We start from the raw sequence: 23,629 nt of genomic DNA, 5'->3' as shown, positions 1-23,629 counted from the left end.
TCATAGAAAAAAACTTCTCTTTCCGAAAAAAGAGAAGTTATACTCTGCTACCTGTCTGCCATAGTTCCTTCACCTTTTCAGATAGAATCGGTGTATCGTCTACAATTATTTTGCTAATTGATGATTTTTGTAATGGTGTTTGTACTTGTTCAATCGGAAGAATGTTTCCAATGATAATTAAGACAAACAAAACAATATATACTTCTAAAAATCCGAGGATTGCCCCCGCAAACGCATTTACTTGCTTTAAAACCGGTATTTCTGCAAACATATTTAACAAATTACCAAGTAATGAAAGTGCTATTTTTGTAATAATAAACAATATGATAAACGCAAGCGCTTGATAAAATACTGTCTCAATATTATTTGCATCAATCCATTCTGGAACAGATACGTTTTTATCAAATGGATACGGAATAAATTTCGCAAGTGCTGGCGCTAAATCTTTACAGTACCAGTATGCAACAAGGTATGCGATAATAAAGCTTGTTAACTTTACAAGTTGCAGAATAAACCCTCTGCGTAAGCCGAGGAAAAATCCCATAACAAGCAGTAAAATGATAATAATATCAATCATGTTATTCCATTCCTTTTTTTGTCATACTTTCTTTCAATTTCTCATGTTCTTCTTTTAATTTTATGTAATCGTGTATGACGTTTACCGCCGTCAATACCGCTAGTCTACTCGTGTCAAGCGAAGGATTCTTGGCATTGAGTTCGCGCATTTTATCATCCACAATCGCTGCTACCATGCGGATATGACTTGTACTTTCATCGCCAACAACTGAATATTGCTGACCATAGATTTCTACATTAATTCGACTTTTCTTTCCCTTTTGTTGTGACAACTCACCGGCCTCCAATCACGTACAGAATCCTAAAGTTTATCATACCATGAACCTTCATAATATGGAAACAGAAAGAACAATCCGATATGATAAAAATAACAATATAAAAAAAGGGGCGACCATTATGTCAAATTCTATCGTAATTCAAACAAATTCTACAGTAATTGAAGACATGAAACAACAATATAAACATTCGCTTAGCCCGAAAATTCCGCAAGGCGGTATCTTTATGGCTAAGGTGCCATCTTGCACGATTACAGCGTATAAATCTGGAAAAGTAATGTTCCAAGGAGGCCGCGCTGAAGCAGAAGCTTCTCGTTGGCAAACTGTCTCTCACGCGCCGAAAACAGCTGTAAAAAAATCTGTCGATTCCCATCGTTATGCGCCGCCTACTTCCATCAGTACAATGTCTATTGTAGGGTCTGATGAAGTTGGTACTGGTGATTTCTTTGGACCGATGACAGTCGTTGCTGTATATGTGGATGCGAAGCAAATTCCACTACTAAAAGAACTTGGTGTAAAAGACTCTAAAAACTTAAATGACGATCAAATTACTGCCATTGCGAAACAACTTCTACACGTTGTTCCTTACAGCTCTCTTGTCCTTCATAATGAAAAATATAACGAGCTATTTGATAAAGGCAACAACCAAGGTAAGTTAAAAGCCTTGCTACATAATAAAGCTATTACAAACTTATTAGCGAAAATGGCACCTACAAAACCTGAAGGCGTCTTAATTGATCAATTCACACAACCTGATACATACTATAAATATTTAGCAAAACAAAAACAGGTACAGCGTGAAAATGTTTATTTCGCTACGAAAGGTGAAAGCGTCCATTTAGCAGTAGCCGCTGCTTCTATTTTAGCTCGCTACTCATTCGTAAAACAGTTTGACGAACTAAGTAAAAAAGCTGGTATGCCACTTCCGAAAGGTGCTGGTAAACAAGTTGATATCGCTGCTGCTAAATTAATTCAAAAGCTTGGTAAAGAACGATTACCCGAGTTTGTGAAACTGCATTTCGCTAATACGGAGAAGGCGCTTCGCTTATTAAAATAGTATCGACAAAAACAGGAGCCTACAAACTCCTGTTTTTTGTTTCATCCTACTATTGTCCTTATAGTTTTGTTATAATTATAATATACAGATTATTCTAACATAGGAGGGGATCTACATTGCTACTTCTACAAATGATTCTAAATATTTTACTAGGCGATCCACACGAAAGACAGTTCGAAATTAGAGAAAACATTCAGCTACTAAGTGAACAACCAGCGTTCAACGATTTAATAGAGCGTTATGGTCGATCTTTCTTATTAAACTTTCGGATTCGAAGATTTATCGGGAAACACGATGCACGCTTGTTAATACATAATCCAGCAAAACTACAACACTTCTGTGAAGAACTTGAATGTATGATTAGAAAAAGGAGGTTTTTCATATGAACGCTGTAAAAGTTAAAAAGGTACTATATGCTTTCGTACACCTCGTAGGCCCACTTTCTTACCTCACTATTTCTATCATTTGGGGAGCTTTTTTCACTACTAAATCCACATTCGAAAATATATCTGATAATCTTGGCGTGATGGCCATCTATTACGTGTTCATAAGTTTACTGTGGTTTTTCTATTTAGATCGATTAGACAAAGACATAAATAAGATTACAAAAGAAATTAACGATAATAAGATGTAACACATAACAAAGGAGAGCCCTTAAGACTCTCCTTTGTTATGTTAGCTTCGTTTCTGCTTCTTATTTGATGAAGATACTTTATGAGAACCTGTTTCATGTGTCGTCGTTCCTTGTCCTTCAACTTCTGGAGAACCTAGGCCCGATCTTGAATGATCTTTTTTCACTTTTTTACTCATTTATATTCACCCCTTCGCGTTACTTTTTGCTACGAGGGAATAAACTATACAATATGTAAAATAAAAAGCGAGAGGAAATCCTCTCGCTTTTTTTCATATTTTAGAATTCAGAAGAACCTGGAGTTCTTGGGAATGGAATTACGTCACGGATGTTAGCCATACCAGTGATGTACATTAGGAAGCGCTCGAAACCTAGACCGAATCCAGCGTGTTTTGTACCGCCGTATTTTCTAAGTTCTAAGTACCACCAGTAGTCCTCTTCGTTCATACCTAATTCTTTAATTCTGTCTACTAAAACGTCCATTCTTTCTTCACGTTGGCTTCCGCCGATTAATTCGCCGATGCCAGGAACTAGAAGGTCAGTAGCAGCTACTGTTTTACCGTCTTCATTTAAACGCATGTAGAATGCTTTAATGTCTTTCGGATAGTCAGTTACGAATACAGGGCGTTTGAAGATTTCTTCTGATAAGTATCTTTCGTGCTCTGTTTGTAAGTCAATTCCCCATTCTACTGGGTATTTGAAGTCAGCACCTGATTCTTGAAGCACTTTAATTGCTTCTGTATATGTGATGCGACCGAAGTCAGAGTTGATTACGTTGTTCATGCGCTCTAGAACTGTTTTATCAACGAAGCTGTTGAAGAATTCCATTTCTTCTGGTGCATGCTCTAATACGTATTTCATTGCATATTTCAGCATATCTTCTGTAAGGTTCATTACGTCACCTAGTTCAGCGAATGCAATCTCAGGCTCAACCATCCAGAACTCAGCAGCGTGACGAGTTGTGTTTGAGTTTTCTGCACGGAATGTAGGTCCGAATGTGTATACATCACGGAATGCTAATGCATAAGCTTCAGCGTTCAGCTGTCCACTTACTGTTAAGTTTGTTTCTTTACCGAAGAAGTCTTTTGACTCATCAACTTTTCCGTCTTCACCTTTTGGTAGGTTATTTAAATCTTGCGTTGTTACGCGGAACATTTCGCCAGCACCTTCTGTATCACTACCAGTGATGATCGGTGTGTGGACATGTACGAATCCACGCTCTTGGAAGAATTGGTGAATCGCAAATGCTGCGATAGAACGTACGCGGAACGTTGCAGAGAATGCATTTGTTCTTGGACGTAAGTGAGCGATTGTACGTAAGTATTCAAACGTATGACGCTTCTTTTGAAGTGGGTAATCAGAATCTGATAAGCCCTCGATATCAATTTTTTCTGCTTTAATTTCAAATGGTTGCTTCGCTCCCGGCGTTGCAATTACTTTACCTTCTACTTTAACTGAAGAGCTAAGTGGAAGTTTTGCAATTTCTTTGAAGTTCTCTAATTCTGTATCGAAAACGATTTGAACGCTTTTAAAGAAGCTACCGTCGTTTAATTCGATGAAACCAAATGCTTTTGAATCACGTAAGTTACGAATCCACCCTGATACTTGTACTGTTTGATCTGCATACTTTTCTGTATCTCTATACAGACTTTTTACTAATGTGTTTTCCATAGTGAAATTCTCCTTTGCTCATATATTTAAATACAAAAAAACCTTTCATCCATAAAGGGACGAAAGGTTAAACTTCGCGGTACCACCCAATTTGTCATAAAGACCAACTTTAACTCGTATGTAATACATACTTCCCGGTTTGTAACAGGCCGGATTCCCGTCTAAGTCTACTCTTGAATACAAAATTCAATTTCGGTTAGCAACTCCAAGGTGTTCTTCACATATACCGCCTCATCAGGCTCTCACCGTCCCTGACTCGCTTTGGATTATAGTATATACTACTTTTCCTTATCATCGTCTTTCATTTTGTTAAACTAAAATTAATGTACTACATTCGAGAGAAAGATGCAAGGTGTCGGAAAATATATGAGCGATTTTTGTAATATATCGACTTACCGACAGTGTCCGACAACCAATCCAATAAAAAAATTGCCGGAATGAATCCGGCAATTTTCTAATTACTTACGTAACTCCGCACCGAATTTCGCTTCTACCGTTGTTAGTACACGGTTATGTGCTTCTGTTACTTCTTCGTCTGTTAATGTACGTTCTGCATCGAAGTAAGTCATAGAGAATGCAAGTGATTTCTTGCCTTCTTCCATTTTTTCACCTTCGTATAAGTCGAATAGTGTTACGTCTTTCAGAAGTTCTCCGCCAGCTTCAGCAATGACTTGCTTCATTTCACCAGCTTTTGTTTCTTTTGTTACTACAACAGCCATGTCACGTGTCATAGATGGGAAACGTGGAATTGCTGAGTAGTAAGTTTCCTCAGCGTCTGCACCGAATACTTTTACAAGAGATAATTCAAATACGAATGTATTTTTCACATCTAATTGTTTTTCTGCTTCTGGGTGCAATTGACCGATGAAACCAATTACTTCGCCATCTAATACGATGTCAGCTGTACGGCCTGGGTGCATACCTTCACGTTTTGCTGGTGCATATGTGATTTGATTTGAAACGCCAAGCACGTCGAATAGTCCTTCTAGTACACCTTTCACAACGAAGAAGTCTACTACTTTCTTCTCACCTTGCCATGCATGGTGAAGAGCAAGACCTGTCATAACACCTGCAAGATGTTGTTCTTCTTTCGGAAGTTCTCCTTCTTCTGTCGGTAAGAAGATAGAACCTACTTCGTATAAAGCAACGCTGTCGTTTTTACGAGCGACATTGTATGAAACTGCTTCTAGTAATTGCGGTACTAAGCTTAAACGAAGTTGGCTACGTTCTTCACTCATTGGAAGTGCAAGACCTACAGGCGCCTTTTCGTTTGGCTCAACCATATATTGTTTCGCTTTGTCAGCGCTTGTTAATGAATACGTAATTGCTTCATATAAACCAGCACCCTCTAAGAAGCGGCGTACTTTACGACGTTTCGTTTGTGCTGATGTTAATTTACCACGAGTCATCGTTCCAGAAGGTAATGTAACTGGAATGTGGTCATAACCGTATAGACGGCCCACTTCTTCTACTAAGTCTTCTGAAATTGTAATATCAGGACGACGTGCTGGTACATTTACATGGAATGTTCCTTCTACTTCTGTAAATGGGAATTTCAAGTTTGTGAACATTGTACCCATTTCACTCGCAGAAATATTTGTACCTAATACACGGTTTACTTTTTCAGCAGTAACAGATACTGTACGCTCTTGTACTTGTAAGTTGTCAGCTTCTACTACACCTTCAAGTGCTTCACCGCCAGCATATTTCGCCATTAAAGCAGCTGCGTGTTGAATTGCTTCAAATGTACGTGTTGGATCGATTCCTTTTTCGAAACGTGCACTTGATTCACTACGAAGACCTAAGTCTTTTGATGTACGACGTACTGTTTGACCTGCAAAGTATGCAGACTCAATTAGAACGTTTACTGTCTCATTTGTAACTTCAGAATCCGCCCCGCCCATTACACCAGCAACAGCTAAAGCTTTCGTGCCGTTTGTAATTACAAGATGGTGGCTTTGTAATGTACGCTCTTGATCATCTAACGTTTCAATTTTTTCGCCTTCTTTTGCAAGACGAACAACGATTTCTTTTGAACCTAATTTATCGTAATCGAATGCATGTAACGGTTGACCGTATTCCATTAAAATGTAGTTTGTAATATCAACTACGTTGCTAATTGGACGAATGCCAGCTGCCATAAGACGAGTTTGCATCCACATTGGTGACGGACCAATCTTTACGTTTTTAACCATTTTTGCAATGTATAATGGGTTTTCTTCTTTCGCTTCTACGCTTACAGAAATATAATCAGAAGTTTTTTCTGCTGTTTCTTGTAAGTCGATAGCTGGAAGTTTTACTTCACGGCCATAAATAGCAGCTACTTCGTAAGCAACACCTAACATGTTTAAGCAATCTGCACGGTTTGGTGTTAAGCCAAGCTCAAGTACTTCATCGTGTAAGTTTAAAATTTCAAGTGCATCTGCACCAACTTCAGCGTCACTTGGGAAGATGAAGATACCATCTGCGTATTCTTTTGAAACTAACTTTCCATCAATACCAAGCTCTTGAAGAGCACAAACCATACCGTGAGAAGCTTCACCGCGTAGTTTTGCTTTTTTGATTTTGAAGTTACCAGGAAGTACAGCTCCAACTTTTGCAACTGGTACTTTTAAACCTTTTGCAATGTTAGCAGCTCCACAAATAATTTGAACTGGCTCTTCTTCACCGATATCGATTAAGCATTTGCTTAATTTATCAGCTTCTGGGTGTTTTTCACATTCTAATACGTGACCAACTACAACACCTTTTACACCTTTATTTAATACTTCAACGCCTTCTACTTCAATACCACTTTTCGTGATTTTGTCTGCTAGTTCTTGTGCTGTTACATCTTTAATATCTACATACTCTTGTAACCAACGATATGATACGAACATATTTATCCTCTCCTTCCCTTACGCTCGTTTGAATTGTTGTAAGAAACGTACATCATTTGTATAGAAATGACGAATGTCATCTACTCCGTATTTCAACATTGCGATACGCTCTGCGCCCATACCGAATGCGAAACCTTGATATTCTTTTGAATCATAACCAGCCATTTCAAGTACGTTCGGGTGAACCATACCTGCGCCTAGAATTTCAATCCAGCCAGTTCCTTTACAAGTGCCGCAACCTTTGCCGTGACACATCATACAAGAAATATCCATCTCTACAGATGGCTCTGTGAATGGGAAGAAACTTGGACGAAGACGGATTTCACGATCTTCACCGAACATCTTTTTCACGAATACTTGCAGTGTACCTTTTAAGTCACTCATACGAATGTTTTTATCAATTACAAGACCTTCAATTTGCATGAACTGATGTGAATGCGTCGCATCGTCGTCATCACGGCGATACACTTTACCAGGACAAATAATTTTGATTGGGCCTTTTTCTTTATTATTTTCCATCGTACGTGCTTGCACAGAAGATGTATGTGTACGTAGTAACGTTTCTTCTGTAATGTAGAATGTATCTTGCATATCACGCGCTGGGTGATCTTTCGGTAAGTTTAGTGCTTCGAAGTTGTAGTAGTCTTTTTCTACTTCTGTTCCTTCAGCTACTTCATAACCCATACCGATGAATACATCTTCAATTTGCTCAACAACAGCTGTTAACGGATGGTGACAACCTGTTTCAACAGGACGACCTGGCAGTGTAACATCGATTGTTTCAGTAGCTAATTTCGCTTCGATTACTGCTTTTTCTAAGTTACTAATTTTGTCATCTAAACGCGTTTGAATCGCTTCACGCACTTCATTTACTAATGCTCCCATACGTGGACGCTCTTCTGCTGACAATTTTCCCATGCCGCGTAATACTTCTGTAATTGGGCCTTTTTTTCCTAAATACGCTACGCGTACGTCGTTTAAGCCCTTTAGCTCTTTCGCTTCTTCAATAAGCTCTAACGCTTTTTGCTTTAGCTCTTTTAAACGTGCTTCCATTTTGGAACCCTCCTAATTTTAAAAATAAAAAAACCTCGCTCCCAAAAAGGGACGAGGTAAATTCGCGGTACCACCCTAAATTGACAGAACAAGTCTGCCCACTCATTAGTTATAACGATCAATTCTGACCGGAACGCCTTTACATATACATGGTCCTGGCGTCAACTCCAGAGGTGAATTCACTTCCGTCTACCATAAGAATGCTTTCAGTCTACGGCACTCTCTCCCTATATGGCGATTTTGTAAGTTACTCTTCTCTATCAACGTTTTTCGTTATTTAACTTTTAATATAATGTACTTCAACTTATTATAAGAAGTTTTTTATTTGTTCGCAACCGGGCTTTGCAAATAATACGTTAAAATCCCTGCTGCAACCGCAACATTTAATGATTCTGCCCCGCCGTAAATCGGAATATACAAGTTTTGATCCGTTTTTGCAAGAATTTCTTGGCGTACGCCATTTCCTTCATTTCCTACAATTAATGCAAAACTGCCAGCCGGCGTTACTTCACCATACGGAACTCCATTTTCAAGAGCTGTTCCATATACAGGAACGTTGTTTTCTTTTAACTTGTCTACCCATTCTTCTAAGTTCCCTTTTACAATTGGTAAGTGGAAAATAGAGCCTTGTGTAGAGCGGAGTACTTTACTATTGTAAACATCAACACAACCTTCTCCAAGCACAACGGCGTGAATACCAGCTGCATCAGCTGTACGAATAATTGTTCCTAAATTACCTGGGTCTTGCAGGCCATCTAATAAAAGGAATTTCCCATCAGTAAGAGCTACTTCTTTCTCATGCTTCTCACAAACAGCAAATACACCTTGTGTCGTTTCTGTTTCACGAAGTATTTTGACAATCGCCTCAGGTACGATATACATTTCCACATCATTAACTGTCCAATCTTTCGGAAGGTCTGTCTGATCTGAAACGATAAGTTCTGTTACAATTCCTGCCTTCAAAGCTTCCTCGACTAAGTGGAATCCTTCTACAAAAAATAAACCTTTTTTATCGCGTTCTTTTTTCGTTTGCAGCTTTTTCCACTGCTTTACACGCGGATTTTGTACTGAATCAATGTTTTTCATAATATGTATTTCCCTCTCTTCTTGTCTTATCATTATAGCCTATTTTCCATACATATTTACATAAAAAAGAACAAAAACTAACGTCAGTTTCAATTCTGAAGAAGAGGTGAAAGCAATGAGTTTTAATTTACGCGGTGCCGTATTAGCGAATGTATCTGGAAATTCACAAGATCAATTACAAGAAACAATCGTCGATGCAATTCAAAGCGGTGAAGAAAAAATGCTTCCAGGTCTTGGCGTTTTATTTGAAGTCATTTGGAAAAACGCTGATGAAAATGAAAAGCACGAAATGTTAGAAACACTAGAGCAAGGATTAAAAAAATAAGTAATTTGAAAATCACCTTTGCATAAGCTAAGGTGATTTTTTTGCAGAAAAATTTTTTCTTCTCCTAAACATTTCTACTTTACTAACGAACTATGATGGAGTACAATGTTCAAAATACATTTAAACCGATCGATTTTTCTTCATATACACCATAAGATAAAAGGAGTGAATGTTTTATGCACCGTATTACGCTTGAACAAATTTTTAAACACCACATTACACAAAAATACGTAAACCGTTCTGGAATGGTCCACGCGATCGCTGTCGCTTACCATGCGTTTCACCTAGCCAAAAAGCATCACGCCTCAGTCGATGCTGCCACAAAAGCTGGCTTCCTTCATGATATCGGACATCATACGTGGTACACAGGCGGCGAATGGGATTATGACTTATATAAAAAGAATGATATCCATGCAATTAAAGGTGCTGAAAGAGCACATAAATTACTTATTAGATTAGGAGAACATCCAAAACTAGCAAAAGAAATTTCTATTGCAATTCTTCTTCATACAGATTCTTTCTTAGTGGAACAAGAAATTGAAAGAACATCGCTTCAAAATATTATTAAATGGGCAGATGAAGCAGATGAAGAACCGGGCGGAGCGCATCATTATCGAACAATTTCTTATGAAAAAGCACTTAAAGCAATTCAGCAATTAGATCGATTGGTAGAGCGTGAATTGCAAATAGAGCAAGCAAAATTGAATAACAAGACAGAACATAGTTATCAATGAGAAAGAGGCATCACTACAGGGTGATACCTCTTTTATTATTTTATGGAAAATACACCTTTATATGTAATATTTAAATATTACGCCTGAAAACAAAATACCTTATAATTAAATATACAAATATAAAGAGGTGATTCTACATATGCAACCCGCTACACAACTTTCTAATGAACAGAAATACTCTATGTCATGGGGACAATTTATTAGCTCCGTTGTATTCGCTTTTTTCGGAACCGGACTTATTACTGTGTTCCTCGCAATGCCCTTAACAATTTATACAGCCGGTCTTACAGATAAAAAACAAATTGCCCTGTATGAATCTATCGTAAATACTGCAAGTATTGTATTACAGCTAGCCGTGTTGTTATTCTTCATTTTTAAATTCGAACCCGCAAAAAAATTACTACTACAATCATTTAACTTTAGAGCACTGAGAGAATGGCGTACATACGTATACTTACTTCTTTTCTTCGCTATAAACATTTTACTCAATTACATCTTGTTAAATTATGTGTTCCAAGACGCAACAAAGCAGCAATCTTCCGCACTAAACTTAGATGTCTTTAAGCAGTATCAAATATTATTACTTCTCGGCTTTGCAATACTCACACCAATTTTTGAAGAGCTTATTTTCCGTGGCTTTATACTTCGCTTTTTCTCAGAACGCTTCCCATTTTGGATTGCAGCGATTATAACAAGCTTCTTCTTCGGTATCGCTCATACATACTCACTTGGCGTAATGGTCATTACTTTCTTCATGGGATTATTAATGGCTATTTTATGTAAAAAAACAAAATCCATTATTCCAGCTATGTTATTTCATATTATGAATAATTTGTTGGCATTCTTGAATTAGAAAGAGGTATCCTCACGATACCTCTTTTATTAATTCGTATGATCACTTCTCATCTCTATCAATTTATACATATTTATTAATAATATCCAAAATAAACCTCATGTAGTAAAATATAACTTAATTCATATAAGGGAGTTTACATATGTTCAGTGTTATTTGGATGCTTTTCACGCCACTTCTCTTACTATGCGGGATTGCTGGTGGTATTTTTTTAATAGTAACAGGAATTAAATATCGGAAATTACTAGTTGGTTTAATGGGGCTACTTAGCCTATCCTTTGTCACACTACCTTTTGTTTTTTTAAGTATAGGAATTAATATGGATACAATCTTCCCCATTCCAACTGCTCTTTACTGGACCCTATTTTCTTTAACTGGATTATTAGCAGGGATAAGTGGATTCCAAGCAAAAATTAAAAGTATACGTAATATGGGATTCATTATTTTTACCATTGGAATATTAGGGGTTATCTTCTGGGTACTCATGTCTGTAAGTGATTGATTCTATATATAACTTTTTTCGAAACCCACAAATCGGAGGTAATACAGAAATGTTCGGAATATTAATTTGGATGATTTTAGCTTTTACTTTAATGTTATGCGAATTCATCGTCGGCATTTTTTTAATTATTGCTGGTATGAAGTGTCGTAAATCATTTACTATTATAGCTGGTTTCATTAGCATATCTCTTATCGTTGTTCCTATCATTTGTATAGGTTATGGAATAGACTTAGAGGGGATGATTCCAATTTCAGGAACTTTATATTGGGGTCTCTTCTCTTTAGCTGGACTATTAGCTATTATAAGCGGCAGACAAATATCAAGTATTCGTGCTATGGGAACAATTTTGTTTATAACAGGGCTATGCTCCGTAGCTGGTTACCAGCTTTTATATTTAACTGCATAAAGAACACAAAAAAGCAGGGAATTTAATTCCCTGCTTTTCTATTTGGTTTATTGCCTGATGGTAAGAAGAACGATAACACCCAAGCGATACCTGCTAGTATCGTTGCGATTAAGAAGGCATCGTTAATACCGTTAATTGCAGATAGCTTTGAAATTTGTCCATATAATAGTTGTGTGCTCATCGCGTCTCCTGCTTGAGCTGATCCAGCTAAGGCCGCTAAACTTTGCCCCATGCCGTGTATTTTATCAACTAAAATTGGGTTTGATGTTGTTAACATGTTGCCGTAATCTGCTACGTGAGCAGTCGTTTGTTGCGTCATAAGTGTAATTAAAATCGCTGTTCCGATTGAACCCGCTACTTGTCTTGACGTATTTTGCGTTGCTGTACCGTGAGAAATTAATTTCATCGGCAGCGCGTTCATACCAGCCGTCATAATTGGCATCATAATGAATGACATACCAATTGAACGTATAATATAATCCGTCATAATAACGCTATACGGTGTATCCATCGATAATTTTGTAAATTCATATGTCGCATACGTCGTAATTGCCAATCCAATTATCGCTAATGGACGAATGCCATATTTATCGAATAATTTACCCGCTACTGGTCCCATGATCCCCATAATTAATGATCCTGGAAGAAGTAGTAAACCAGATTCAATTGGCGTAAAGCCACGAATGTTTTGCAGATATACTGGAAGCAATAACATACCTCCGAATAATGCCATCGTAACGATTGCGTTAATTACTAAAGTGAAAGTAAATACTGGATATTTAAATACTTGTAAATCAAGCATTTTATTGTCCGTTGTTAACTCTCTCCAAATAAATAACGCTAAACCAATTACACCAATGATAAGTGAAATAACAACTTCTGCACTAGTCCAACTATTATTTCCAGCTTCACTAAATCCGTACAATAAGCTTCCTAGTCCAATACTTGAACTAACCACACCGAATATATCTAATTTCGTTTTAGACACTGGCTGAGCTAGTGTAAAGAATTTTAAAGATAGGAACGTAATAATTAAACCGATAATAAACATCGCATAGAACATTAAGTTCCAGCTATAGTTTTCAATTACCCAACCTGTTACAGTTGGTCCGATAGCTGGAGCTAAAATCATCGCTACACCTAGTAATCCCATCGCCGCTCCGCGTTTATGAGGCGGGAATAACGTCATGAAGATATTCATACCAACCGGCATTAAAATACCCGCACCAACCGCTTGAATTACACGGCCCGTCATCATCATCGTAAAGTTTCCGGAAGTAGCACAAATGATAGATCCTACCGTAAAGAATAACATTGCTGCTACGAATAATTTACGATACGTAAATCGTGAAACTAAAAAGGCACTAATCGGTACTAAAATACCATTTACAAGCATGAAGCCTGTAATTAACCATTGTGCTGTTGAAGTTGATACGTTAAATTCATTCATTAACGGAGGTAATGCAACGTTAATAATTGTTTGGTTTAAAATAGAAACGAACATGCCGAGAATTAATACAGCTACAACTGCTTTTACGTTCACATTCTCTACAGGCGTAGACATTTGTTTTTTCGGCACTTCTTTTTCTTGTTTTACTTCTTCTTGCTTTCCTGTTTCTAACTCAACTACATTAGAAATTTCCGATTCTTGCTTTCGTTCAATTTCTTTCTCTTCTGTTTCAACTTTACTTATTTCTATTTTACTTACGGCTGGGACTTGTTCTTCTCCCATTTTCGTTTTTTTCTTTCGTAAAAGACGATTTACAAGGAAGAAGACGATTATACAAAATAGTGCATATCCTGCAATTACAATTGAGGACATCTCATCTCCCCCTTACTTATGAATACGAACTGTCACATTCATGCCAGGAACAATATTTACTGATTTGCTATGATCTAAAGAAATTTTAACTGGTACTACTTGTGTTACTTTTGTATAGTTCGCTGTTGCGTTGCTTGATGGCAACATAGAGAATGTATTCGCTGTTGTTAAGCCAACTTGTTCTACTTTTCCTGTTAACGTTGTATCTGGGTATGCATCTACATACACATCTACATCTTGACCTTTTTGAACATCATCAACATCTGTTTCTTCAATGTTTGCTGTTACCCATAAATTGTTCATATCGAATGCGTAAGCAATCGGGCTACCAGCTCCAACGAAAGCATTTGTTGTTGCGTTTGATTGTACAACCGTTGCATTTTGTGGAATTGTTACATCTACTGTTTGTTCTCCATTAGCTGCCGCTACAGTAACAGTACCTAGTTTATCGTTCTCATTATAATTTTTTCCTACTTCAGCTTTCCAGTCAGTTAGTTTACCTGCTACTGGTGAAGCAACCGGAATTACCTTCCCATCAATCTTTGCATTGTCTGTTTTTAAGTAATTTTCCGTTTGGTTGTAATAGTAATAACCGCCAATACCGCCGCCAACTAGTACAATTAATGTGATAATGTTGATAATTACCATTCTTCGAAACTGATTCATTGCATTCCTCTCCTTATATCGCATATAATTTTTTTCTAAACTATTTATGTCCTTATTGTTTAGATTGTTTAATTGTTAATTATATTAACCTTTTAACAAAAAAATCACACCATCTGCAGCGTAAATCGAAATTTATCTACCTGCGAGCGGTGCTGATTTCTGAAGGACTATCGTTTATAATTATAAATAATTATTTTGAATCTACAACCGACAATTTACGTATGAAATGTCGCTTAAACAACAATATAATACCAATATGTTGTTTAAGTATAGAAAATTAAACGAGGAGAAGAAAAATGTCTATTAAAAATACAAATGATCCACGTGTAAAGCGAACGAGACAACTCATTCAGGATGCTTTTGTCGCTTTAGTAGGCGAAAAAGGCTTTGAAAATGTAACTGTGCAACATATCGCAGAACGCGCTCCTGTAAATCGCGCTACATTTTATAGCCATTACCATGATAAATATGACCTATTAGACAAAAGTATTGAAGAAATGTTAGAGAAGCTAGCAGAAGTAATTAAACCGAAAAATAGAAATAAAGAAGATTTTCAACTTACATTTGATTCACCTCACCCTACATTTTTGGCTTTATTCGAACATATCGCAGAAAATGTAAACTTTTATAACGTTATGCTTGGGGATAAAGCTGCCGGAAACTACTCTTATAAAATGATGAAAACAATACAAGTGCATTTAACATTAAGCTTGTCTATTTCACAACCAGATGATGAAGATCTTATGGTTCCTCGTGATATTTTGATTAGTTATGTTACAGGGGCTCACATCGGAATGATTATGTCATGGTTAAAAAGAGGAATGATATATACTCCGCATTTTATGGCGATGCAATTAACTCGTTTAATTATTTTAGGCGCTCATACTGCAGCAGGATTAGAACGGCCTTTTTAAAACATAAAAAAGCGAAGGAGAATCTCCTTCGCTTTTTCTATTAATTAAATGTAATGTTATGTACAGCCTCTTTATCAAGACGTTTAATAACTTCTACAATTAACTTCACTGCATTTTCATAATCATCACGGTGTAACATTGCCGCATGAGAATGGATATAGCGCGTTGCAATTGTAATTGCCATAGAAGGAATACCATTTACAGCAATGTGAATCGCACCCGCATCCGTTCCTCCGCCCGCTACTGAATCATATTGATACGGGATTTGTAATTCATCAGCAACATCAACTACGAAATCACGTAAACCTGTATGTCCAATAACAGAAGCATCATATAAAATGATTTGTGGTCCATCGCCCATTTTACTTTGCGCTTCTTTTGACGTTACACCCGGTGTATCTCCAGCGATACCAACATCTACTGCGAACGCGATATCTGGTTTAATATAATTCGCAGATGTTTTTGCCCCACGAAGACCAACTTCTTCTTGTACAGTTCCAACGCCGTATACCACGTTTGGATGCTTTTCACCTTTTAATTGTTTTAATACGTCAATTGCAATTGCACAACCAATTCGGTTATCCCATGCTTTTGCAAGTAACATTTTTTCATTCTTCATCACTTGGAATTCAAAGTAAGGTACAACTTGATCTCCTGGTCGTACGCCCCACTCCATTGCTTCTTCTTGGCTAGAAGCACCGATATCGATGAACATGTCTTTAATTTCAACTGGCTTTTTACGAGCTTCTGGAGGTAAAATGTGCGGTGGTTTTGAACCAATTACACCTGTTACATCTCCTTTACGCGTTACAATCGTCACGCGTTGCGCAAGCATAACTTGTGACCACCAGCCACCAACCGTTTGGAAGCGAAGGAAACCTTTGTCATCGATTTGTGTAATCATAAATCCAACTTCATCCAAATGACCTGCAACCATAATTTTTGGGCCGTTTTCTTCCCCTACTTTTTTTGCAACTAAACTCCCTAAATTATCAGTAGAAAGTTCGTCCGCAAACGGCTCGATATATTTCTTCATTACTTCACGTGGTTCACGTTCGTTACCAGCAATACCACGTGCGTCCGTTAATTCTTTTAGCATTGTCAATGTCGCGTCTAATTTTGTCATTGCCAACACCCTCCTTTTTCTTCAGTCAATTCATTATACAATAATTAAATTGAAATATTCAAAAATTAAATTAGTATCCTTGTGTTTGACGCTGATGATTTACTTCATTTTTATCTAAATATGCTTTTTCAATCTCTTCTTGCTCAAATTCAAGTGCTTGTCCAAGTCGAAGATAGCTCGTAAATAATTCAATATAGTTTGTAATAGATGGTTGATCTGTAAAACGAATTACTTTCGCATATGTGTCTAAGAAAATTTCCACTTGTGTTTTATTCGTTTGTGCACATTTATAGAATAGGAAGTTTTTATCAATACCTAAATCAATTCCGATTGATAAAATAAAATGCAAACCATCTACGTATTCTTCTAATATTACTTCACGTTCCGATGCTGGTTTGTTGCTCCAATATTTAAAACAACGTGTTTCATTTGCAAGTTCTCCAATTTCTACAAGAAGAGCTAACATTTTTTCTTTTAACAATTTTTTCGGTTGTAAGTCATGTTCTTTTGCAATACGGTCATCTAATTCTTTTTGTAATTTAAATAGTTGTAGTAAGTCCATTCTATTGTCCTCCTCCAACATCGCATTTTACGCAACAATGTTGTTTCATCTCAAAGTTCATTATTATGTTTCAGTTCTTATGAATAAGTCAGCTATCTAACTCTTTATAAAATAGCTTGTCCTTAATTTACAAATACGTTTCAGTCATCGCTCTTAAATTGTTCATCTGATGAAAGTTCCATATCATCTTTCCATTATAGCAGTGTCGTTTCGGCTAGGAAAGATACTCTTCTTTCCAAACGAGCAGAATTGAAAAAAGCCAGGAGTATTCTCCTGACTTCATATGTATATTCTTCTATACTGCTATAACTTTTATATTGATTTTGTCATATTGATAACGACATAGTCGTTAATCTTTAGAATTTCTTTCACTTCTAACTTCTATTTGAATACAAATAAAAAAACCTTAGAAGAAAATTCTTCTAAGGTTTCAACTAATTAATTAGTTAATGTTGTTTTTTGCAACTGTTGCTAATTCAGCGAAAGCTTTTTCGTCATGAACAGCTAAGTCAGCAAGCATCTTGCGGTTAACTTCGATGCCAGCATTTTTAAGACCGTGCATTAAGCGGCTGTAAGAAAGACCATTCATACGAGCTGCTGCGTTGATACGTGTAATCCATAATTTACGGAAGTCACGTTTCTTTTGACGGCGGTCACGGAATGCATACATTAGAGATTTCATAACCTGTTGGTTAGCAACCTTGAATAATGTATTTTTTGAACCGTAGTAACCTTTTGCTAATTTAATTACTTTTTTACGACGTTGACGAGTAACTGTACCACCTTTTACTCTTGGCATAATATTACCTCCTAATTGTTCTATATATCAGCCGAACTTATTTTAAGTTGTCAAGCATTTGACGAATGCGTTTGAAGTCACCAGCGCTTACTACACCAGCTTTACGTAGTTTACGTTTAGCTTTTGTAGATTTGTTAGCGAATAAATGGCTTGTGTAAGCGTGAGAACGTTTCAGTTTACCTGATCCAGTCTTTTTGAAACGCTTTGCAGCGCCGCGATGAGTTTTTTGTTTAGGCATAGGTATTTCCTCCTCTATCTATTACTTATCGTTTTTCGGTGCTAAAACTAAGAACATACTGCGTCCTTCCATTTTAGGCTTAGATTCAACTGTACTAACTTCAGCACAAGCTTCTGAGAAGCGATCTAAAACACGTTGACCGATTTCTTTATGAGTAATGGCACGTCCTTTAAAGCGAATTGACGCTTTAACCTTGTCGCCTTTCTCTAAAAACTTGATAGCATTACGAAGTTTTGTGTTAAAGTCGTGTTCATCAATTGTTGGACTTAAACGAACTTCTTTCATGCTAATTACTTTTTGATTTTTGCGCTGCTCTTTTTCTTTCTTCTGTTGCTCAAAGCGGAATTTACCGTAGTCCATAATGCGGCATACTGGCGGTTTCGCATTTGGAGCAACTAATACTAAATCAAGATTAAGATTTGCAGCTAAGTCTAAAGCGTCATTACGAGACTTGATTCCAAGTTGATCGCCATTTGCGCCAACTAAACGTACTTCACGTGCACGAATTTGCTCGTTAATCATCATATCCTTGCTAATAGTAAGCCACCTCCAAGGTTTTCTCAGAACATATTTTGTAGTCATAGAACCCGAACAAAAAAAGTGCGGGCATACGACACCCACACTTGTAAAATCTTAAGTAAGAAATACATTTACCTGTTAACTGCGAATGCGTCCATCAGGTGAGAAGCGGGTGCTTCTACTTGTTCCACAAAACAATATTCTATTATCCTTGATGAGTTTATCATAGGACATGACGTCTGTCAAGAAGACGCGATGTGTTTTACTAACAACAAGAAATATTGTAACAAACAACTAACATACTTGCAATACTTTTTTATGATAAGTGTCACATGGTTATTTTTTCTAATTTCTCTCGAGTATATTACATAAAAAAGCCGCGGTATACCGCGGCTTTTTCTTATCGTTTTCCTTCTACTTTAATCATGTCAACAAAAGCATCTAATGCGATTGTTTCTGATTTTTGTTCACCATATTTACGTACGTTTACGCCGTTTTCAGTTACTTCATTGTCACCTACTACAAGCATGTACGGAATTTTTTGCATTTGTGCTTCACGGATTTTGTAACCTATCTTCTCTTCACGAGTGTCTAATTCAACACGGATACCAGCACGACGCAATTCGTCTTGTACTTTTTTCGCATAGTCTAAATGTACTTGCGGAGAAACTGGAATTACTTGTACTTGAACTGGAGCTAACCATGTTGGGAATGCACCTTTGTATTCTTCAATTAAGAAGGCTACAAAACGTTCCATAGTTGATACAACACCACGGTGAATTACAACTGGACGATGTTGTTTACCGTCTTCACCAACGTATGATAATTCAAAGCGTTCTGGAAGTAAGAAGTCTAATTGTACAGTTGAAAGTGTTTCGTCTTTTCCAAGAGCAGTACGAACTTGAACATCAAGTTTTGGACCGTAGAATGCCGCTTCACCTTCAGCTTCATAGTAATCAAGACCCATTTCATCCATAGCTTCTTTTAACATACCTTGTGCTTTTTCCCACATCTCATCATCCGCATAATACTTTTTAGTATCTGCTGGGTCGCGGTAAGATAGACGGAATGAGTAGTTCTCTAAACCGAAATCTTTGTACACTTCTAGAGTTAAGTTTACAACACGTTTTAACTCTTCTTTAATTTGATCTGGACGAACGAAAATGTGCGCATCGTTTAAAGTCATTCCGCGTACACGTTGTAATCCAGATAACGCACCTGACATTTCATAACGGTGCATTGTTCCAAGTTCTGCAATACGGATTGGTAATTCACGGTAGCTGTGAATATCATTTTTATAAACCATCATATGATGAGGACAGTTCATTGGACGAAGAACTAATTCTTCGTTATCCATTTCCATTGATGGGAACATGCCATCACGGTAGTGGTTCCAGTGACCAGAAGTTTCATAAAGCTCTCTGCTCCCTAGTACTGGAGTATATACGTGATCATAGCCTAAGCTTGCTTCTTTATCAACGATGTAACGCTCGATAATGCGGCGGATTGTTGCACCTTTTGGTAACCAAAGTGGTAAACCTTGTCCTACTTTTTGGCTATTAGTAAATAGTTTTAATTCTTTACCTAATTTACGGTGATCGCGCTCTTTCGCTTCTTCAAGCATACGTAAGTGCTCATCTAATTCTGCTTTCTTAACGAATGCAGTACCGTAAATACGTTGTAGCATTTTATTATTGCTATCGCCGCGCCAGTAAGCACCTGCAACGCTTAATAATTTAAACACTTTAATTTTCCCTGTAGATGGAAGGTGAACACCACGACAAAGGTCGAAAAATTCGCCTTGCTCATAGATTGAAATAACTGCATCTTCTGGAAGATCGTTAATTAAATCTAATTTTAACTCATCGCCGATTTCTTCAAAGCGACGAATTGCTTCTGCACGTGGTACTTCATGACGAACGATTTCTAAGTTCTCGTTCACGATTTTTTGCATTTCTTTTTCGATTTTCTTGAAGTCTTCAACTGTAATTGCTTCTTCCATATCAATATCGTAGTAGAAGCCATTTTCAATTACTGGACCAATGCCAAGCTCAACCTTAACATCTTTATATAAACGTTTTAACGCTTGTGCTAAAAGGTGGGCTGTTGAATGGCGTAAAATATATAGGCCATCTTCAGAATCTAATGTAATGATAGAAACTGCACCATCTTCTTCGATTGGTGTAACAAGATCGATCATCTCATCGTTTAATTTTCCAGCTACAGCTTTTTTCTTTAAGCCTGGGCTAATAGAAGCTGCGATTTCTTCAGTTGTTACGCCTTTTGGAAACTCCTTCACAGCTCCATCAGGGAAAGTAATTTTAACTACATCTGCCATCACTGGTCACTCCTCTTTTTCTCAAAATAAAAAACACCCATCCCGTAAAAAGGGACGAGTGTTGAATTCGTGGTTCCACCCTTGTTCCAATTAACATAATTGTTAATTGCTCAAGTTCAACATAACGGTGTTGTCCGTTAGCAATTACTAGAAAAACCGTTCACTGCTAAAGTTTAGAGGTGGTAAGTAATAATCCCGTACTAGGAAGCTCACACCCTAAGGCTTCCCTCTCTGAAAATCGTAGAAAACTACTCATGTCCTCATCATGACATTTCAATATATTTCATTTATGTAGGTAATTATATGCTCAAAAACTTAGAAAATCAAGGGCGTTACCTTTATTTTTTAAATTTTTCACATTGCGCTCAAAATCATGTAATCCATGTAATTGGACCCGTTCTTGGAACACATTTCGCAAAGTAATAATCATATTATGGTCTTGTTCTTTCGTATATAAATAAATCTTTTTAGGCGAAATAGAAAGAAGCGGCGCAATTACTTTCGTATCAATATATACATCATTTTGCTTTAATAATTCCTCATCTATATATTGGACCAACTTCTCCTGTTTTAAACGTCTACCTTTATCATCATAAAAGATAAAGCTTTCATCAAAAATAAGATGCACGCAAGACAAACGTGATTTACGGCTACTTACTTGTTGCCGAAGCGTCTCAATGAACATTTGGTATTCTTGCTCCATCTTATATTCATCAATTGCCACTTCCGCAAGTTTAGCCACCATTTCCCTATATGTACGAAGACGAAAACGGATATATGATGAAAACGAGAATGAGAGCGGATCACAAAGCCAATTATTTAAAGAAGACTTAATATATGACTCAAATGCGTTACGCGTTAAATCCTGAGCTACACCTTTTCTTCTTCCCTTTAAAATCTCATGTGCCATGTGCAATATTTGATGACACTCTTCTTGTTCTTCATAAAAAAACTTTTCTTTTAAAATCGTATAAATCCACTCATTTTGTTTCACATTCACAATGAAATACACCATTACTGGCAATAAGATTTTTTCAATATAATTCGATTCACGTACTGGTATGTGAATCACCACTTTTTGTTCCTGTAAATACACACTCGTTTCCTTATATAACACTTCCGCTCTTTTCAGCAATTGTCTATATACGTGCATAGCATCATTTTTTTCTTCGAAGCAAATTTCAATCACTTTTGTCCCCCCTTTTATCCCCGCTCTAAAGGACTGTATCTATACGTTACAAATCCTATAAGAGTCCGTCCCGCGTGAATTTCACTCTTAGTAGAATCACATTTCCTATCGTTAGAAAATCCACTCAATATGGCTTGCTAATTTTATATATATTAAGGGAGGGAGAAAAAAATGATACAAGCTACTATGAATTTTTATTGTATACTTTACTTATCAATAAAAGGGGGTATCTGAATGTTTGAATATAAATTCGTAAAAGTCGAATTACATTGGGGGTTCACTCGCTCAAAACCAGCTGAAGACTACCAAGAAATTATTCAAGAACATGCTAGAGATGGCTGGAGGTTCGTACAGATTGTTGCCCCTACGATTGGCAGTTCTGGACAACCTGAATATTTCGACCTCATATTTGAAAAGAAAATATCACTATAATACAAAAGAGCAAGCTTCTCAGCTTGCTCTTTTACTTATGACGACGGTTTTTCCCACCAATTGGAATTGGTTTCGCTAAATATTTAATTCGCTCCATAATACGTGCTGCCTTCATTTCTTCAGCCTCACCACGCTGCGTATACGTTAAATGGTGTTCCAGTTGTTTAAAATCAAAATTAGACGTAAAGAACGTCGGTAAGTTTTCTAACATACGGAATTGCAAGATTGCACCAAGCACATCGTCACGCACAAAGCTTGACATCGCTTCTGCCCCGATATCGTCTAACATTAAAACTTGTACGCGTTTAACCGCATCAATCTTTTCACCAATCGAATTATCTTGAATTGAACTTTTAATTTCACGTAAAAATTCCGGGAAGTATACGAGCATCGAACTTATTTTCTTTCGAGCAAGCTCGTTCGCTATTGCTCCTAAAAGGTACGTTTTTCCTACACCAAATTTACCGTACAAATATAAACCTTGTGCTTTTTTACCTGGTTCATATGTACTTAAAAATTCATTCGCTGCACCAATTGCATCGATACGTGCATTTAAATCAGAAGGGTCTAAGTTTTCCATAGTTGCCTGCAAAATATCCGTTGGCATATATACACTTTGAACGAGTTTTTCATATTTCTTTCTCTCGTCATGCGCTACTTTTCTAACGCAGCGATCGTATTGAATATCAATCATCTTCCCTTGAATAACAAGCTTTGGCTCATAACCTTGTAGCATATTTTTACATGAACCTAAATCCGGACAATCCACGCAACCTACACTTTGTCCAATATATTCATATAACTTCACAAGACTGCGCTCAATCATAGAAGTCGTTACTTCACCCTTATGTTCGTCTATAAATTCTTTCACACGCGGATGCGCCATTACTTCTGCCTTTAGTACTTCATATCTATTTTTAAAGTTTTCATTTTCCATTAATTTTGCAAATGAATTTTGAATATGCTCCATTTTCTC

Annotated in this window: 27 protein-coding genes and 4 other annotated features; of the genes, 10 read left to right on the top strand and 17 right to left on the bottom strand. The window is 37.0% G+C overall.

Annotated elements, in window-relative coordinates; all coding sequences use genetic code 11:
- Nucleotides 1-37 precede the first annotated feature (37 nt).
- Together ACTFR8_RS09995 and zapA are read right to left on the bottom strand one after the other, a co-directional pair.
- Nucleotides 38-577 (bottom strand): CvpA family protein, encoded by a 540-nt coding sequence (locus tag ACTFR8_RS09995; protein WP_000565412.1) that lies wholly within the window; start codon nucleotides 575-577, stop codon nucleotides 38-40.
- Between the two features lies 1 nt (nucleotide 578).
- Nucleotides 579-848, bottom strand: a complete 270-nt coding sequence (zapA, locus tag ACTFR8_RS09990; RefSeq protein ID WP_000082701.1) for a cell division protein ZapA — start codon at nucleotides 846-848, stop codon at nucleotides 579-581.
- A 124-nt stretch (nucleotides 849-972) separates the two neighbouring features.
- On the opposite strand from zapA, the gene rnhC reads away from it, so the two are divergent.
- The 3 genes from rnhC to ACTFR8_RS09975 all read left to right on the top strand — a co-directional run bounded on the left by rnhC (nucleotide 973) and on the right by ACTFR8_RS09975 (nucleotide 2,542).
- Nucleotides 973-1,908 carry a ribonuclease HIII gene (rnhC, locus tag ACTFR8_RS09985; protein WP_000071570.1) on the top strand — a complete coding sequence of 312 codons (936 nt, stop codon included), beginning with the start codon at nucleotides 973-975 and terminating at the stop codon, nucleotides 1,906-1,908.
- A 116-nt stretch (nucleotides 1,909-2,024) separates the two neighbouring features.
- Nucleotides 2,025-2,294 carry a hypothetical protein gene (locus ACTFR8_RS09980; RefSeq protein ID WP_000925537.1) on the top strand — a complete coding sequence of 90 codons (270 nt, stop codon included), beginning with the start codon at nucleotides 2,025-2,027 and terminating at the stop codon, nucleotides 2,292-2,294.
- Nucleotides 2,291-2,542 (top strand): hypothetical protein, encoded by a 252-nt coding sequence (locus tag ACTFR8_RS09975; protein WP_000994758.1) that lies wholly within the window; start codon nucleotides 2,291-2,293, stop codon nucleotides 2,540-2,542. The genes ACTFR8_RS09980 and ACTFR8_RS09975 overlap by 4 nt, the downstream gene beginning before the upstream one ends.
- A 41-nt stretch (nucleotides 2,543-2,583) precedes the next feature.
- Here ACTFR8_RS09975 and ACTFR8_RS09970 read toward each other — a convergent pair whose 3' ends face one another.
- The 5 genes from ACTFR8_RS09970 to ACTFR8_RS09950 form a co-directional block, all read right to left on the bottom strand.
- Nucleotides 2,584-2,718, bottom strand: coding sequence for a YuzL family protein (locus ACTFR8_RS09970; protein ID WP_000039590.1), 135 nt, complete (start codon nucleotides 2,716-2,718; stop codon nucleotides 2,584-2,586).
- Nucleotides 2,719-2,818: 100 nt separating this feature from the next.
- Nucleotides 2,819-4,210 (bottom strand): asparagine--tRNA ligase, encoded by a 1,392-nt coding sequence (gene asnS, locus ACTFR8_RS09965; protein WP_000432177.1) that lies wholly within the window; start codon nucleotides 4,208-4,210, stop codon nucleotides 2,819-2,821.
- Between the two features lie 52 nt (nucleotides 4,211-4,262).
- Nucleotides 4,263-4,514 (bottom strand) — a binding site (T-box leader).
- A 154-nt stretch (nucleotides 4,515-4,668) separates the two neighbouring features.
- Nucleotides 4,669-7,089 (bottom strand): phenylalanine--tRNA ligase subunit beta, encoded by a 2,421-nt coding sequence (gene pheT / locus ACTFR8_RS09960; protein WP_000498190.1) that lies wholly within the window; start codon nucleotides 7,087-7,089, stop codon nucleotides 4,669-4,671.
- An 18-nt stretch (nucleotides 7,090-7,107) separates the two neighbouring features.
- A complete protein-coding gene (gene pheS, locus ACTFR8_RS09955; RefSeq protein ID WP_000388219.1) occupies nucleotides 7,108-8,142 on the bottom strand; it encodes a phenylalanine--tRNA ligase subunit alpha in 1,035 nt (344 codons plus the stop codon).
- A gap of 44 nt (nucleotides 8,143-8,186) precedes the next feature.
- Nucleotides 8,187-8,415, bottom strand: a binding site (T-box leader).
- A gap of 48 nt (nucleotides 8,416-8,463) precedes the next feature.
- On the bottom strand, nucleotides 8,464-9,261 hold the full coding sequence (locus ACTFR8_RS09950) for a TrmH family RNA methyltransferase (RefSeq protein WP_001986644.1): 798 nt from the start codon (nucleotides 9,259-9,261) through the stop codon (nucleotides 8,464-8,466).
- A gap of 82 nt (nucleotides 9,262-9,343) precedes the next feature.
- Here ACTFR8_RS09950 and sspI point away from each other — a divergent pair, with 82 nt between their 5' ends.
- The 5 genes from sspI to ACTFR8_RS09925 all read left to right on the top strand — a co-directional run bounded on the left by sspI (nucleotide 9,344) and on the right by ACTFR8_RS09925 (nucleotide 12,048).
- A complete protein-coding gene (gene sspI, locus ACTFR8_RS09945) occupies nucleotides 9,344-9,553 on the top strand; it encodes a small acid-soluble spore protein SspI (RefSeq protein WP_000009509.1) in 210 nt (69 codons plus the stop codon).
- 176 nt (nucleotides 9,554-9,729) lie between these two features.
- Nucleotides 9,730-10,287: an HD domain-containing protein gene (locus ACTFR8_RS09940; protein ID WP_000554786.1), complete on the top strand. Its 558-nt coding sequence runs from the start codon at nucleotides 9,730-9,732 to the stop codon at nucleotides 10,285-10,287.
- A gap of 139 nt (nucleotides 10,288-10,426) precedes the next feature.
- A complete protein-coding gene (locus tag ACTFR8_RS09935; protein WP_001182124.1) occupies nucleotides 10,427-11,140 on the top strand; it encodes a CPBP family intramembrane glutamic endopeptidase in 714 nt (237 codons plus the stop codon).
- A gap of 142 nt (nucleotides 11,141-11,282) precedes the next feature.
- The gene (locus tag ACTFR8_RS09930; protein ID WP_000493176.1) at nucleotides 11,283-11,642 is read left to right on the top strand and encodes a hypothetical protein; all 360 of its coding nucleotides are present in this window, start codon (nucleotides 11,283-11,285) and stop codon (nucleotides 11,640-11,642) included.
- A 49-nt stretch (nucleotides 11,643-11,691) separates the two neighbouring features.
- Complete coding sequence (locus tag ACTFR8_RS09925; protein WP_001986669.1) at nucleotides 11,692-12,048, top strand: hypothetical protein; 357 nt, start codon at nucleotides 11,692-11,694, stop codon at nucleotides 12,046-12,048.
- A 22-nt stretch (nucleotides 12,049-12,070) separates the two neighbouring features.
- On the opposite strand, the gene ACTFR8_RS09920 is transcribed toward ACTFR8_RS09925, so the two are convergent.
- Together ACTFR8_RS09920 and ACTFR8_RS09915 are read right to left on the bottom strand one after the other, a co-directional pair.
- Nucleotides 12,071-13,870 (bottom strand): DHA2 family efflux MFS transporter permease subunit, encoded by a 1,800-nt coding sequence (locus ACTFR8_RS09920; protein ID WP_000095271.1) that lies wholly within the window; start codon nucleotides 13,868-13,870, stop codon nucleotides 12,071-12,073.
- 12 nt (nucleotides 13,871-13,882) lie between these two features.
- The gene (locus ACTFR8_RS09915; RefSeq protein WP_001071419.1) at nucleotides 13,883-14,536 is read right to left on the bottom strand and encodes an HlyD family secretion protein; all 654 of its coding nucleotides are present in this window, start codon (nucleotides 14,534-14,536) and stop codon (nucleotides 13,883-13,885) included.
- A 296-nt stretch (nucleotides 14,537-14,832) separates the two neighbouring features.
- On the opposite strand from ACTFR8_RS09915, the gene ACTFR8_RS09910 reads away from it, so the two are divergent.
- A complete protein-coding gene (locus ACTFR8_RS09910) occupies nucleotides 14,833-15,450 on the top strand; it encodes a TetR/AcrR family transcriptional regulator (protein WP_000023661.1) in 618 nt (205 codons plus the stop codon).
- 40 nt (nucleotides 15,451-15,490) lie between these two features.
- Here the strand turns inward: ACTFR8_RS09910 and ACTFR8_RS09905 are convergent, their stop codons facing one another.
- From ACTFR8_RS09905 to ytxC, 7 genes are all read right to left on the bottom strand, one after another.
- The gene (locus ACTFR8_RS09905; protein WP_000163557.1) at nucleotides 15,491-16,576 is read right to left on the bottom strand and encodes a M42 family metallopeptidase; all 1,086 of its coding nucleotides are present in this window, start codon (nucleotides 16,574-16,576) and stop codon (nucleotides 15,491-15,493) included.
- Nucleotides 16,577-16,646: 70 nt separating this feature from the next.
- Nucleotides 16,647-17,138, bottom strand: a complete 492-nt coding sequence (locus ACTFR8_RS09900; protein WP_000365050.1) for a dUTP diphosphatase — start codon at nucleotides 17,136-17,138, stop codon at nucleotides 16,647-16,649.
- 442 nt (nucleotides 17,139-17,580) lie between these two features.
- Nucleotides 17,581-17,937: a 50S ribosomal protein L20 gene (rplT, locus tag ACTFR8_RS09895; protein ID WP_001138362.1), complete on the bottom strand. Its 357-nt coding sequence runs from the start codon at nucleotides 17,935-17,937 to the stop codon at nucleotides 17,581-17,583.
- A 37-nt stretch (nucleotides 17,938-17,974) separates the two neighbouring features.
- Nucleotides 17,975-18,175 (bottom strand): 50S ribosomal protein L35, encoded by a 201-nt coding sequence (rpmI, locus tag ACTFR8_RS09890; protein ID WP_001125945.1) that lies wholly within the window; start codon nucleotides 18,173-18,175, stop codon nucleotides 17,975-17,977.
- Nucleotides 18,176-18,196: 21 nt separating this feature from the next.
- The gene (gene infC / locus ACTFR8_RS09885) at nucleotides 18,197-18,700 is read right to left on the bottom strand and encodes a translation initiation factor IF-3 (RefSeq protein ID WP_000973215.1); all 504 of its coding nucleotides are present in this window, start codon (nucleotides 18,698-18,700) and stop codon (nucleotides 18,197-18,199) included.
- Between the two features lie 63 nt (nucleotides 18,701-18,763).
- Nucleotides 18,764-18,884: a sequence feature (ribosomal protein L20 leader region), on the bottom strand.
- Nucleotides 18,885-19,094: 210 nt separating this feature from the next.
- Nucleotides 19,095-21,032, bottom strand: coding sequence for a threonine--tRNA ligase (thrS, locus tag ACTFR8_RS09880; RefSeq protein ID WP_000786083.1), 1,938 nt, complete (start codon nucleotides 21,030-21,032; stop codon nucleotides 19,095-19,097).
- A gap of 47 nt (nucleotides 21,033-21,079) precedes the next feature.
- Nucleotides 21,080-21,308, bottom strand: a binding site (T-box leader).
- Nucleotides 21,309-21,339: 31 nt separating this feature from the next.
- Complete coding sequence (ytxC, locus tag ACTFR8_RS09875; RefSeq protein ID WP_000569629.1) at nucleotides 21,340-22,221, bottom strand: putative sporulation protein YtxC; 882 nt, start codon at nucleotides 22,219-22,221, stop codon at nucleotides 21,340-21,342.
- Between the two features lie 234 nt (nucleotides 22,222-22,455).
- Here ytxC and ACTFR8_RS09870 point away from each other — a divergent pair, with 234 nt between their 5' ends.
- On the top strand, nucleotides 22,456-22,653 hold the full coding sequence (locus ACTFR8_RS09870) for a DUF4177 domain-containing protein (protein ID WP_000464457.1): 198 nt from the start codon (nucleotides 22,456-22,458) through the stop codon (nucleotides 22,651-22,653).
- A gap of 31 nt (nucleotides 22,654-22,684) precedes the next feature.
- Here the strand turns inward: ACTFR8_RS09870 and dnaI are convergent, their stop codons facing one another.
- Complete coding sequence (gene dnaI, locus ACTFR8_RS09865; protein WP_000400104.1) at nucleotides 22,685-23,623, bottom strand: primosomal protein DnaI; 939 nt, start codon at nucleotides 23,621-23,623, stop codon at nucleotides 22,685-22,687.
- Nucleotides 23,624-23,629: the final 6 nt, after the last annotated feature.

It is taken from the genome of Bacillus cereus group sp. MYBK15-3, assembly GCF_051916765.1.
In the GTDB taxonomy this organism is placed as follows: Bacteria; Bacillota; Bacilli; order Bacillales; family Bacillaceae_G; genus Bacillus_A; species Bacillus_A cereus.
Note: the sequence above shows the minus strand (reverse complement) of the source record. Positions and strands in the feature narration are given on the sequence as shown.

Bases quoted from the DNA above. Each gene is read 5' to 3' on its own strand.
- ACTFR8_RS09910 (WP_000023661.1), top strand. From the start codon at position 14,833: ATGTCTATTAAAAATACAAATGATCCACGTGTAAAGCGAACGAGACAA.
- ACTFR8_RS09950 (WP_001986644.1), bottom strand. From the start codon at position 9,261: ATGATAAGACAAGAAGAGAGGGAAATACATATTATGAAAAACATTGAT.
- ACTFR8_RS09920 (WP_000095271.1), bottom strand. From the start codon at position 13,870: ATGTCCTCAATTGTAATTGCAGGATATGCACTATTTTGTATAATCGTC.
- pheS (WP_000388219.1), bottom strand. From the start codon at position 8,142: ATGGAAGCACGTTTAAAAGAGCTAAAGCAAAAAGCGTTAGAGCTTATT.
- ACTFR8_RS09900 (WP_000365050.1), bottom strand. From the start codon at position 17,138: ATGGACTTACTACAACTATTTAAATTACAAAAAGAATTAGATGACCGT.
- ACTFR8_RS09870 (WP_000464457.1), top strand. From the start codon at position 22,456: ATGTTTGAATATAAATTCGTAAAAGTCGAATTACATTGGGGGTTCACT.
- ACTFR8_RS09995 (WP_000565412.1), bottom strand. From the start codon at position 577: ATGATTGATATTATTATCATTTTACTGCTTGTTATGGGATTTTTCCTC.
- ACTFR8_RS09905 (WP_000163557.1), bottom strand. From the start codon at position 16,576: ATGACAAAATTAGACGCGACATTGACAATGCTAAAAGAATTAACGGAC.
- ACTFR8_RS09975 (WP_000994758.1), top strand. From the start codon at position 2,291: ATGAACGCTGTAAAAGTTAAAAAGGTACTATATGCTTTCGTACACCTC.
- thrS (WP_000786083.1), bottom strand. From the start codon at position 21,032: ATGGCAGATGTAGTTAAAATTACTTTCCCTGATGGAGCTGTGAAGGAG.
- sspI (WP_000009509.1), top strand. From the start codon at position 9,344: ATGAGTTTTAATTTACGCGGTGCCGTATTAGCGAATGTATCTGGAAAT.
- ACTFR8_RS09970 (WP_000039590.1), bottom strand. From the start codon at position 2,718: ATGAGTAAAAAAGTGAAAAAAGATCATTCAAGATCGGGCCTAGGTTCT.
- ACTFR8_RS09930 (WP_000493176.1), top strand. From the start codon at position 11,283: ATGTTCAGTGTTATTTGGATGCTTTTCACGCCACTTCTCTTACTATGC.
- rpmI (WP_001125945.1), bottom strand. From the start codon at position 18,175: ATGCCTAAACAAAAAACTCATCGCGGCGCTGCAAAGCGTTTCAAAAAG.
- rnhC (WP_000071570.1), top strand. From the start codon at position 973: ATGTCAAATTCTATCGTAATTCAAACAAATTCTACAGTAATTGAAGAC.
- asnS (WP_000432177.1), bottom strand. From the start codon at position 4,210: ATGGAAAACACATTAGTAAAAAGTCTGTATAGAGATACAGAAAAGTAT.
- ACTFR8_RS09940 (WP_000554786.1), top strand. From the start codon at position 9,730: ATGCACCGTATTACGCTTGAACAAATTTTTAAACACCACATTACACAA.
- ACTFR8_RS09935 (WP_001182124.1), top strand. From the start codon at position 10,427: ATGCAACCCGCTACACAACTTTCTAATGAACAGAAATACTCTATGTCA.
- ACTFR8_RS09915 (WP_001071419.1), bottom strand. From the start codon at position 14,536: ATGAATCAGTTTCGAAGAATGGTAATTATCAACATTATCACATTAATT.
- pheT (WP_000498190.1), bottom strand. From the start codon at position 7,089: ATGTTCGTATCATATCGTTGGTTACAAGAGTATGTAGATATTAAAGAT.
- infC (WP_000973215.1), bottom strand. From the start codon at position 18,700: ATGATGATTAACGAGCAAATTCGTGCACGTGAAGTACGTTTAGTTGGC.
- ACTFR8_RS09925 (WP_001986669.1), top strand. From the start codon at position 11,692: ATGTTCGGAATATTAATTTGGATGATTTTAGCTTTTACTTTAATGTTA.
- rplT (WP_001138362.1), bottom strand. From the start codon at position 17,937: ATGCCAAGAGTAAAAGGTGGTACAGTTACTCGTCAACGTCGTAAAAAA.
- dnaI (WP_000400104.1), bottom strand. From the start codon at position 23,623: ATGGAGCATATTCAAAATTCATTTGCAAAATTAATGGAAAATGAAAAC.